Raw genomic sequence first — 12,328 nt, 5'->3', positions numbered from 1 at the left:
ACCGCGAACAGCGCCGGCTGCGCATACCGCGTCTCGCTCAACAACGCGGCGTCCTCACCGAACACCACCTCACGCAGCGGAACATCGAGGTGCGCGTCCAGAGCGGCACACACCGCGTCGAACGCCTCGGCGAACACCGGGAACGCGGCATGCAGTTCACGCCCCATCCCCAGCCGCTGACTGCCCTGCCCCGAGAACAGGACGGCGTGCTTCCCGCTGCCGGGTGCGGCCGTGGCACGGACCACCGCGCGCGAGGGGGTGCCTTCCGCCAGGGCGGTGAGGGCCTCCAGCACCCTGGTCGGATCCTCCGCGATCACGGCCGCCCGGTGCTCCAGGGCGGCGCGTCCCGTGGCCAGGGAATAGGCCACGTCCGCCGTCGTCCGGTCCGGGTCCTGGGCGTACGGCAGGAGGCTGCGGGCCTGCGCGCGCAGCGCCTCCGGGCTCTTGGCGGAAAGGAGCCACGGCGCCGCGAAGGGTGCCGCGGGGCCGGGCCCGGCGGCCGGCTGCGGGGCCTGCTCCAGGACGACGTGGGCGTTGGTGCCGCTGAAACCGAACGAGGAGACGGCCGCCCTCCGGGGCCGCCGGCCCTGCGTCCACTCCACGGGTTCGGTGAGGAGGCGGACGGTGCCGGAGGTCCAGTCGACGTGCGGGGAGGGCTCCTCGGCGTGCAGAGTCCTGGGCAGGACGCCGTGGCGCAGCGCCTCGACCATCTTGATGATCCCGCCGACGCCGGCCGCGGCCTGGGTGTGGCCGATGTTGGACTTCAGGGAGCCCAGCCACAGCGGCCGGTCCTCCGGCCGGCCTTGGCCGTACGTCGCGAGGAGGGCCTGCGCCTCGATCGGGTCGCCCAGCCGGGTGCCCGTGCCGTGCGCCTCCACCGCGTCCACGTCGGCCGCCGCGAGTCCGGCGTTCGCCAGGGCCTGCTCGATCACCCGTTCCTGGGCGGGGCCGTTGGGGGCGGTGAGCCCGTTGGAGGCACCGTCCTGGTTGACGGCGGAGCCCCGGACCACGGCGAGGACCGGGTGGCCGCTCCGCAGGGCGTCGGAGAGCCGTTCCACCAGCAGCACGCCCGCGCCCTCCGCCCAGCCCGTGCCGTCGGCGTCCGCGGCGAAGGCCTTGCAGCGGCCGTCGGCGGCCAGTCCGCCCTGGCGGCTGAACTCGACGAAGGCGCCGGGGCCGGCCATCACGGTCACGCCGCCCGCGAGGGCCAGGTCGCATTCGCCCTGGCGCAGGGCCTGCACGGCCAGGTGCAGGGCGACGAGCGAGGAGGAGCAGGCGGTGTCCACGGTCACCGCGGGGCCTTCGAGGCCGAAGGTGTAGGAGAGCCGGCCCGAGATGACGCTGCCGGAGTTGCCGGTGCCGAGGAAGCCCTCCACCCCTTCGGGGACCGTCTGGAGGGAGGAGGCGTAGTCGTGGTACATGACACCGGTGAACACGCCCGTACGGGAGCCGCGCAGGGTGGCGGGGTCGATTCCGGCGCGTTCGAAGGCCTCCCAGGAGGTTTCCAGGAGCAGGCGCTGCTGGGGGTCCATGGCGAGGGCCTCGCGCGGGGAGATCCCGAAGAAGGCGGCGTCGAACTCGCCCGCGTCGTAAAGGAATCCGCCGCGGAGGGTGCTGCTGGAGCCGGTGGCGCCGTCGCTCGCGGAGAGCAGGTCGAGGTCCCAGCCCCGGTCCTCGGGGAAGCCGTCGACGGCGTCGGTGCCGTCGGTGAGCAGCTGCCACAGGTCCTGGGGGGACCGTACGCCGCCGGGGTAGCGGCAGCCCATGGCGACGATGGCCACGGGGTCGTCCCCGGTGGTTCCGGCGGGTGCGGCGGGGCGGGTGGCGGCCGCCGGGCGGGGGGTGTCCGTCAGCCTGCGCAGGAGGTGGCGGGCGAGGGCGTCCGGGGTGGGGTGGTCGAAGACCAGGCCGGCCGGGAGTCGTACTCCGGTCGCCGCGGCGAGCCGGTTGCGCAGTTCGACGGCGGTCAGCGAGTCGAAGCCGAGTTCCCGGAACGCCTGGCCGGCCTGGACGGCTTCGGGGCGGCCGTGGCCCAGGACGGCGGCGGCGTGCGTCCGGACGAGGTCGACCAGCAGGGCGGTCCGGGCGGCGTCGGGCAGCGCGCCCAGGCGCTCCGCCAGTGCGTCGCGGACGCTGTCGGGCGCTCCGGCCGCGGCGGCCTCGCTCCGGCGTACGGGGGCGGGGGCCAGTTCCCGCAGCAGGGCGGGCAGGGTGCCGGCGCGGGCCTGCTCGCGCAGGACCGGGAGGTTCCAGTGGACGGGCACGAGCAGGGGTTCGGCGGAGTCCAGGGCGTGGTCGAGGAGCCGGAGGCCCTCGTCCGTGTCGAGGGCGAGGAGTCCGGAGCGGCCGATGCGGCGCTGGTCGGCTTCGGCGAGGGCGGCGGTCAGGGTGCTGCTGTCGGCCCACAGGCCCCAGGCCAAAGAGATTCCGGGCAGGCCGGCCGCGCGGCGCTGCTGGGCGAGGGCGTCCAGGGCGGTGTTGGCGGCGGCGTAGTTGCCCTGCCCGGGGTTGCCGAAGACCCCGGCGGCGGAGGAGAACAGGACGAAGGCGGAGAGGTCCAGGTCGCGGGTGAGCTCGTGCAGGTGGAGGGCGCCCTCCACCTTGGGGGCGAACACCCGCTGGATCCGTTCGGGGGTGAGGGCCTGGACGACGCCGTCGTCGGTGACGCCCGCCGCGTGGACCACGGCGGTCAGGGGGTGCTCGGCCGGGAGCGCGGCCAGCCGGGCGGCGAGCGCCTGCCGGTCGGCCACGTCGCAGGCCGCGGTGTCCACCACGGCGCCGTGGGCGGTGAGTTCGTCGGCGAACTCGCGGGCGCCTTCCGCGTCCGGGCCGCTGCGGCTGAGGAGCAGCAGCCGGCGGACGCCGTGCCGGGCCACGAGGTGGCGTGCCACCAGGCGTCCCAGGGTGCCGGAGGCTCCGGTCACCAGCACGGTGCCGTGCGGCGGGAGGGCCCGGGCCGGGCCGGTCTCCGCGCCCGTGTCCCGTCCGGCAGCCGGCGGGTCGGCGCGTACCAGCCGGGGTGCGAGCAGGGTTCCGCCGCGCAGCGCCAGTTCCGGTTCCCCCGTGGCGGCAGCGGCGGCGAGCAGGGCGGGGTCCACGTCGGCGGCTTCCTCGGTGTCGAGGAGGAGGAACCGGCCGGGGTTCTCCGACTGTGCCGAGCGCACCAGGCCCCGGATGGCGGCCTGTGCCGGGTCGGCGCCCTCGGCCGGGCCGGTGGCGACGGCGCCTTCGGTGACGACCAGCAGCCGGGAGGCGGCGAAGCGGGCGTCCGCGAGCCATTCCCGGACGAGGTCGAGCGCGGCGCGCGCGGCCAGGGCGGGCCGCTCGGCGTCCGCGCCGGGGGTGTCCCCGCGGGCCGGTGCCGTGACCGTCACCGCCACCGTGTCCGGGACCGGGACGTCCTCGGCGCGCAGGGCCGACAGCGCGTCGGACGGGGCGGATACGGCCTGCTCGGCGGCGCCGGGTTCCACGGGGGTCCACACCGGCCGGAACAGCCGGCCGCCGCCGGTGTCCGCCGCGGCGGCCAGCTGGTCGGCTGCCACGGGGCGCAGCGCCAGGGAGTCCACGGAGAGCACGGGCCGGCCCGCGCCGTCCGCGAGGAGCAGGGTGACGGCGCCCTCGGCGTCCGGCGCGGGGGCCAGGCGCAGCCGCAGTGTGGTGGCGCCGGTCGCGTGCAGGGTGACGCCGTTCCACTCGAAGGGGATGCGGGGCCCGTGGTGCGGGCCGTCGTCGGCGAGGCCCGCGGTGTGGAGGGCGGCGTCGAAGAGCGCGGGGTGCAGGCCGAATCCGGTGGTGTCCGTCCCCTCGGGGAGGGCGATCTCGGCGAAGAGCTCCGCGCCCCGCCGCCAGCCGGCGCGGACCCCGCGGAACAGGGGTCCGTACTCCAGGCCGAGGCCGGTCAGCCGGTCGTAGAGGGCAGCGGGGTCGGCGGGTTCGGCGTCGGCGGGGGGCCAGACGGTGAGTGCGGCGGGGTCCGGGAGGGTGGCGGGGGCGGCGTCCAGCAGGCCGGAGGCGTGGCAGGTCCAGGTGTCGGCGGCGAGGGCCTCGTCCGGCTGGGAGTAGATCCGTATGCCGCGCCGCCCGTGGCGGTCGGCGGCGTCGACGACGGCCTGGATCCGGACGCCGGCGTGCGGCGGCAGGACGAGCGGGGCTTCCAGGGTGAGGTGTCCGATGCGGCCGCATCCGACCTGGTCGCCGGCGCGGACGGCCAGGTCGACCAGGGCGGTGCCCGGCAGGAGGGGGGTGCCGAGTACGCGGTGTTCGGCGAGCCAGGGGTGGCTGGTGAGCGACGCGCGGCCGGTCAGGAGGGCGCCCTCGCCGTCGGCCAGGGTGACGACGGCGCCGAGGAGGGGGTGGTCGGCGGGCCGGAGGCCGGCGCCGGAGAGGTCGCCGGTGGCGGGACGGGTCGCGAGCCGGTACTCCTCGCGCTGGAAGGCGTACGTGGGCAGGTCCACGCGGCGGGCGCCGCGGCCCGCGAAGACCCCTTCCCAGTCGACGGGGGTGCCGTGGACGTGGAGGCGGGCGACGGCGGCGGTGACGGCCTGGTCCTCGGGCCGGCCGGGACGCAGGGCGGGGACCACGACCGCCCGCTCGTCGAGGAGGTGTGCGGCCAGGGCCGTCAGGACGCCTCCGGGGCCGATCTCCAGGAAGGTGCCCGCGCCCTCGGCGGCGAGGGATCCGACGGCGTCGGCGAACCGCACCGCCTCACGGACGTGCCGCACCCAGTACTCGGCGGAGCGCCACTCCTCGGCCGGCAGGGGACGGCCGGTGAGGGTGGAGACGACGGGCAGGGACGGCGTTGCGAAGGAGACGTCTGCGAAGGCGCGCCGGAACTCCGCCAGCATCGGCTCCATGAGCGGGGAGTGGAAGGCGTGGGAGACGGGCAGCTGCTTGATCTTGCGGCCCTGGGCGTCCAGCCGTCCGGTGACGGCGGCCACGGCGGCGGCGGTGCCCGAAACGACCACGGCCCGGGGGCCGTTGACGGCGGCGACGCCTGCGTGGTCCTCGTGACCGGCGAGCAGCTCCCGCACTTCCTCCTCGGAGGCCTCGACGGCGGCCATCACTCCCCCGGCGGGCAGGGCCTGCATGAGCCGGGCGCGGGCGGCCACCAGGCGGGCCGCGTCGTCGAGGGAGAAGACGCCGGCCACGTGGGCGGCGGCGAACTCGCCCACGGAGTGCCCGGCCAGCAGGTCGGGGCGCACGCCCCAGGACTCCAGCAGCCGGAACAGCGCGACCTGGAGCGCGAACAGGGCCGGCTGCGCGTGGCCCGTCCGGTCCAGCAGGCCGGCGTCCGCGCCGAACACCGTGTCCTTCACGGGGTGTTCGAGGTGGGGGTCCAGGGCGGCGCAGACGGCGTCGAAGGCTGCGGCGAACACGGGGAACGCCGCGTGCAGTTCACGTCCCATGTGCGGGCGCTGGCTGCCCTGGCCGGAGAACAGGAACGCGGTCCGGTCACGGGGCAGGACCACGCCCGTGGCCGTGCCGCCGTCCGGGGTGTCGGCGGGGCCGTCCCCGCGGGCCAGCAGGTCCAGGGCCCGGCGCAGGTCTTCGGGGTCGCGGGCGACGATCGCGGCGCGGTGGTCCAGGGCGGCCCGGGTCGTCGCGGTGGAGAGACCGAGGTCGGCGAGGGACTGCTCGGGGTGGTCGGCGGTGTGGCGCAGGAGGCGGGCTGCCTGGGCGCGCAGGGCGGCCGCGGACTTCCCGGACAGCAGGACGGGGGTGCATCCGGTCCGGGCGGCCGGTGCCGCGTCCGGCCCCGGCGCGGGCTCCGGTTCCGGGTGCGGGGGTTCCTCCAGGACGACGTGGGCGTTGGTGCCGCTGAACCCGAAGGAGGACACGGCCGCCCTGCGGGGCCGTTCGCCCTCCGCCCACGGGACGGGCTCGGTGAGCAGGCGTACCGCGCCGGAGGACCAGTCGACGTGCGGGGACGGGGAGTCGACGTGCAGGGTCCTGGGGAGCAGGCCGTGGCGCAGGGCCTCGACCATTTTGATCACCCCGCCGACACCGGCCGCGGCCTGGGTGTGGCCGATGTTGGACTTCAGCGAGCCCAGCCACAGGGGGTGCCCGGCGGGGCGCCCCTGTCCGTACGTGGCGAGGAGGGCCTGGGCCTCGATCGGGTCGCCGAGGGTGGTGCCCGTTCCGTGGGCCTCGACGGCGTCGACGTCGGCGGGGGTCAGCCGGGCGTCGGCGAGGGCGTGGCGGATGACGCGTTGCTGGGCGGGGCCGTTGGGGGCGGTGAGGCCGTTGGAGGCGCCGTCCTGGTTGACGGCCGAGCCGCGGACCACGGCGAGGACCGGGTGGCCGTGGCGGCGGGCGTCGGAGAGCCGCTCGACGAGGAGCATGCCGACGCCCTCGCCCCAGCCGGTGCCGTCGGCGGCCGCCGCGAAGGGCTTGCAGCGGCCGTCGGCGGCCAGGCCGCGCTGCCGGCTGAAGTCCACGAAGGAGGTGGGGGTGAGCATGGTGGTGACGCCGCCGGCGAGGGCCAGGTCGCATTCGCCCTGGCGCAGGGCGCGCACCGCCAGGTGCAGGGCGACGAGGGAGGAGGAGCAGGCCGTGTCCACGGTGACGGCCGGTCCTTCGAGGCCGAAGGTGTAGGACACGCGGCCGGAGACCACGCTGGCCGCGCTGCCGGTGCCGATGTAGCCGTCGACGTCCTCGACCGCCTGCTGGAGCAGGGCGTTGTGGTCGTGGTACATCACGCCGGTGAACACGCCGGTCCGGCTGCCCTTGAGGGAGGTGGGGTCGATGCCGGCCCGTTCGAAGGTCTCCCAGCAGGATTCCAGGAGCAGCCGCTGCTGGGGGTCCATGGTGAGGGCCTCGCGGGGCGAGATCTCGAAGAGGCCTGCGTCGAAGAGGCCGGTTCCGTCGAGGAACCCGCCGGCCCGGACGTGGCTGGTGCCGCGCGTCTCCGGGTCGGGGTCGTAGAGCGCTTCCAGGTCCCAGCCCCGGTCCGCGGGGAAGTCCGTGATGGCGTCCCCGCCGTCCGCCAGGAACTGCCAGAGCTCCTCGGGTGTGGTGATCCCGCCGGGGAAGCGGCAGCTCGTCGCGACGATGGCGATCGGCTCGTGCCGGGCCGCGTCGAGGTCGCGCAGCCGCTCGCGGGCCTCGTGGAGGTCCGCCGATACCCGCTTGAGGAAGTAGCGGAGCTTTTCCTCGTTGTTCTTCGCCTGGAGGTCAGTCACTGGGGTCACCTTTTGCATCGAGCCCGTGCGGGCCGTGGGCCGGGGGCCGTGGGGCCTGTGCGGTCGGGGGCCTGGAGGGGCCGGGAGGGGCCGGGGGCGCCGGGGCGCGGGCCTGGGAAGGGCCGGGCGGGGTCGCGTCGGCGGGGTCTGCGGGGCCGGGGTCCGGCGGGAGGGGTGCGGGCACCGGGTGCGGGGGGAGGCCCCGCACCCGGCCCGGTTCAGGAGATCCCGAACTCCTTGCCGATGAAGTCGAACATCTCGTCGTCGGTGGCGGTGTGCAGGCCGTCCGCGACACCGGCGGCGTCCGGCTCCGCCGGGCCGGCGGGCGCGGTCCACCGGTCCAGCAGGTGGCGCAGGTGCGCGGTGACCGTGTCGCGGAGGTCCGTGCCGGCCGTGGCCGCGTCCTGCAACTCCGTCTCGATCCGGTCCAGTTCGCCGAGCAGGCCGGTGACGTCCCGGGCGGCCGGTGCGGCGGCGGCGCCCAGGTAGTCGGCGAGCTCGGCGGGGGTCGGGTAGTCGAAGACGAGCGAGGGCGGCAGCCGCAGCCCGGTGTCCTCGCCCAGCCGGTTGCGCAGCTCGACGGCGGTCAGCGAGTCGAACCCGAGGTCGCGCAGCGCCTGCCCGGGCCGGACGGCCCGGGGGGAGGCGAGCCCCAGCACCGCGGCCACGTGCTCGCACACCAGGTCGAGGACGAGGGTGCCCCGTTCGGTCGCGGAGAGCCCGGCCAGCCGGGCCGTCAGGTCCCCGCCGGGGGTGCCGGAGCCGGCCGGGTCGGTCGCGCCTCCGGCGGCGGAGCGCCGGGCCGGTGTCCGGACCAGGGAGGCGAGCAGGGCCGGCAGGGTGCCGGCCGCGGCCTGCCCGCGCAGCTGCGCCTGGTTCAGACGGACCGGGACGACCACGCCGTGCGGGTGCGCCGTCGCGGCGTCGAAGAGGCCGAGGGCCTCCTCGGTGCCCAACGGCAGGATCCCGCTGCGGGACATCCGGTTCCGGTCGGCGTCCGTCAACTCGCCCGTGATGCCGCTGCTTTCGGCCCACAGGCCCCAGGCCAGGGACACGGCCGGCCGGCCGGCGGAGCGGCGCTGGCGGGCGAGCGCGTCCAGGAACGCGTTGGCGGCGGCGTAGTTGGCCTGACCCGCCGCGCCGAAGACACCGGCGGCGGACGAGAACAGGACGAAGGCGGAGAGTTCCATGTCGCGGGTGAGGTCGTCCAGGTGCAGGGCGGCGTCCACCTTCGGGCGGAAGACCCGGTCGATCCGCTCCGCCGTGAGGCCGGTGAGGATCCCGTCGTCGGTCACACCGGCCACGTGCACCACACCGGTCAGGGGGTGCCGCTCGGGTATCGCGGCGAGTACCCGGGCGAGGGCCTCCCGGTCGGCCACGTCGCACGCGGCCACCGTCACCCGGGCCCCCAGGGCGGCGAGTTCCGCTTCCAGTTCGGCCATGCCCTCGGCCGCTCCGCCCCGGCGGCTGACGAGCAGCAGGTCGCGCACGCCGTGTCCGGTCACGAGGTGCCGTGCGACGTGCCGGCCCAGCAGCCCGGAGGCGCCGGTGACCAGGACGGTTCCGTCGGCCGTGAACGCGGGACCGGCCTCGGCGGGCAGGAGCGGGGGCTCGGTCCGTGCCAGCCGGGGGACGAGGACCGTTCCGCCGCGTACGGCGAACTGCTCCTCGCCCGAGGCCAGCAGGGCGGGCAGGGCCCGCGCGGACGCCGGGTCGCGGTCGAGGTCGACCAGGACGAAGCGGCCCGGGTTCTCCGACTGCGCCGAACGCACCAGGCCCCAGACGGCGGCCTGCGCCGGGTCCACCTCCTTGTCGCCGTCCTCCGCGGCGCGGCCCTTCGCGGCGACGGCGTTGGCGGTCAGGACGGCCAGCCGGGAACCGGCGTGCCGGTCGTCGGCGAGCCAGCGCTGGAGCAGTTCCAGGGCCCGGTGGGCCGTCGCGTGGACGTGGGCGACGGGGTGGTCGCCGTCCGGGCGGACGTCGACGGCCGCGAGGAGGACGGCGGGCGCCGGGGTGTCCCCCGCACCCGCACCCGCACCCGCACCCGCACCCGCACCCGCACCCGCAGGATCCGCCGGATCCGGCAGGTCGGAGCGGAAGGTGAGGTCCAGGCCGGAGTCCTCCAGCGCCGCGCGCAGTCCGTCGTCGCCGCCGACCAGGGTCCACGGCCGGCTCGGACGGTCCACGGGCTCCTCCGGGGTGAGGGGAAGGGGGGTCCAGTCGAGCCGGTAGAGCGATTCCTGCCGCCCGTGGGCCCGTCCGGCCTCGGCCAGCTGCTCCGCCGAGACGGGGCGCAGTACCAGGGAGTCGACGCGGACCACGGGCCGGCCGGCCTCGTCGGTGGCCAGCAGGGCCACCGCGTCGGCGCCGGCCGGGACGATCCGGACCCGCAGGGCGCGGGTGCCCGTGGCGTGGACGGTCACCCCGTTCCAGGCGAAGGGGATCCGGCCCCGTCCGGCATCGGGCAGCAGGCCGCCGAGGCCGATCGCGTGGAGGGCCGCGTCCAGCAGCGCCGGGTGGACGCCGAATCCGGTGACACCCGTCTCCTCGGGCAGCGCCACCTCGGCGAACACCTCGTCGCCGCGCCGCCACAGACCGTGGAGGCCCTGGAACACCGGGCCGTAGCCGAAGCCGAGGCCGGCCAGCCGCTCGTAGGCGCCGCCGGTGTCCAGGGGCTCGGCGCCGGGGGCCGGCCATGCGGAGAGGCCGGAGGGCGGCTCCTGCGCTCCGTGCGCGCCCACGGAGACCATGCCGGTGGCGTGGCGGGTCCACGGCTCGCCGGGGTCGGCGCTCTCGGGGCGGGAGTAGACGTCGACCGTACGGTGCCCGGTGGCGTCGGGCCCGCTGACGACGGCCTGGAGCTGCACGGCGCCGTCCTCGGGGAGCACGAGGGGGGCCCCGAGGGTCAGTTCGTCCAGGCGGTCGCAGCGCACCTCGTCGGCGGCGCGCAGGGCCAGGTCGACCAGGGCGGTGCCGGGCAGCAGGACGGTGTCCATCACGGTGTGGTCGGTGAGCCAGGGGTGGGTGGCTGGGGACAGCCTGCCGGTCAGCAGGGCCCCCTGGCCGTCGGCGAGGGGTACGGCCGCCCCCAGGAAGGGGTGTTCGGCGTCCACGAGCCCGGCGGCGGCCATGTCGCCGGCCGGTGCGGCCGGGGCGAGCCAGTAGCGCCGGTGGTGGAAGGCGTAGGTGGGCAGGTCGACGGGGTGGCCGGCCGGGCTGCCGTGGACGGCGGCCCAGTCGACGGGGGTGCCGTGGACGTGGAGCCGGGCGAGGGCGGTGGTGACGGCGAGTTCCTCGGCGCGGTCGTCGCGCAGGACGGGCACGGTGACGGCCCGGTCGTCCAGGTGGTCCTGGGCCAGGGCGGTCAGGACTCCGCCGGGGCCGATCTCCAGGAAGGTGCCGGCGCCTTCGGCGTCGAGGGCGCTGACGGCGTCGGCGAAACGGACCGCGTCGCGGACGTGCCGCACCCAGTACTCGGGCGAGCAGAACTCCTCGGCGGTGACGAGGCGGCCGGTCAGCGTGGAGACGATCGGCAGCCGCGGGGCCTCGAAGCGGACCGATTCCACGACGGCGCGGAAGGCGTCGAGCATCGGTTCCATCAGCGGCGAGTGGAAGGCGTGGGAGACCGTCAGCGGCTTGGTCTTGCGGCCCTGGGCGGACAGCCGGTCCACGACCGACGCGACCGCGTCCTCGGCCCCCGAAACCACCACCGAGTGCGCCCCGTTGACGGCGGCGACACCCGCACGGTCCTCCAGGCCGGACAGCAGCCCGCGCACCTCCTCCTCCGAGGCCTGCACCGCCACCATCACACCCCCCGAGGGGAGTTCCTGCATCAGCCGCCCCCGGGCCGCGACCAGCCGGGCGGCGTCCTCCAGGGACAGCACGCCCGCGACATGCGCGGCCGCGAACTCGCCGATGGAATGACCGGCCAGGAAGTCCGGACGTACGCCCCAGGACTCCACCAGCCGGAACAACGCCACCTCGACCGCGAACAGCGCCGGCTGGGTGAAGGCGGTCCGGTTCAGCAGGTCCGCGTCCTCACCGAACACGACCTCGCGCAGAGGCTGTTCGAGGTGCGGGTCCAGGGCGGCGCAGGCCGCGTCTAAGGCCTCGGCGAACACCGGGAAAGCGGCGTGCAGTTCCCGTCCCGTGCCCAGGCGCTGGCTGCCCTGGCCGGAGAACAGGAACGCCGTGCGGCTCCCGTCGGCGATTCCGCCGGCCTCGGCCTCGCCGCGTACGACCCCGGCCGCCGGCCGGCCCGTCGCGACGGCCTCCAGGCCCGCCAGCAGTTCCTCACGGCCGCCCCCCACGACGGCGGCACGCAGCTCCATCGCCGCGCGGGCCAGGGCCAGTGAGCGTCCGACGTCGGCGAGTCCGAGCTCCGGGTGCTCGGTGACATGGGCCGCGAGGCGCTGTGCCTGGGCGCGCAGGGAGGTTTCGTCCTTGGCGGACAGCACCCACGCGACGGCGCCGGGCTCGGCGCTGGTCGCCGGGGCCGCCGCGTCGGCGTCCGCGTCGGCGTCCGCGTCGGGGACGTGTTCCAGGACCACGTGGGCGTTGGTGCCGCTGACGCCGAAGGAGGAGACACCCGCCCGGCGGGGCCGGCTGCCGTCCCCGCTCCATGCGCGGGCCTCGGTCAGCAGTCGTACCGACCCCGTCGACCAGTCGACGTGGGGCGAGGGCTCGTCGGCGTGGAGGGTCCGGGGCAGGACCCCGTGGCGCATGGCCATCACCATCTTGATCACGCCCGCGACACCGGCCGCGGCCTGCGTGTGGCCGATGTTCGACTTGAGGGAGCCCAGCCACAGCGGCCGGTCGGCCTCCCGTTCCTGCCCGTAGGTGGCCAGCAGGGCCTGGGCCTCGATCGGGTCGCCGAGCGTGGTGCCCGTGCCGTGCGCCTCGACCGCGTCCACCTCGGCGGCGGACAGACCGGCCTGGGCCAGGGCCTGGCGGATCACCCGCTGCTGGGCGGGCCCGTTGGGGGCGGTCAACCCGTTGGACGCACCGTCCTGGTTGATCGCCGAGCCCCGGACCACCGCGAGGACCTGGTGGCCGTTGCGGCGGGCGTCCGAGAGCCGCTCGACGAGGAGCATGCCCGCCCCTTCGGCCCAGCCGGTGCCGTCGGCGTCGGCCGAGAAGGCCTTGCA

General features: G+C 76.4%; 2 protein-coding genes. Both read right to left on the bottom strand.

The window, feature by feature from the left end:
- Nucleotides 1–7,199, bottom strand: a 7,199-nt coding sequence (locus WDV06_RS33515) for a type I polyketide synthase (RefSeq protein ID WP_463668232.1), incomplete at its 3' end; no start/stop codon positions are given.
- Between the two features lie 200 nt (nucleotides 7,200–7,399).
- The coding region (locus tag WDV06_RS33505) for a type I polyketide synthase (protein WP_395513591.1) at nucleotides 7,400–12,328 on the bottom strand (4,929 nt) is incomplete at its 5' end.

It is taken from the genome of Streptomyces racemochromogenes (assembly GCF_044129415.1).
GTDB lineage: Bacteria > Actinomycetota > Actinomycetes > Streptomycetales > Streptomycetaceae > Streptomyces > Streptomyces racemochromogenes_A.
This window is presented reverse-complemented; position numbering and strand designations above follow the sequence as displayed.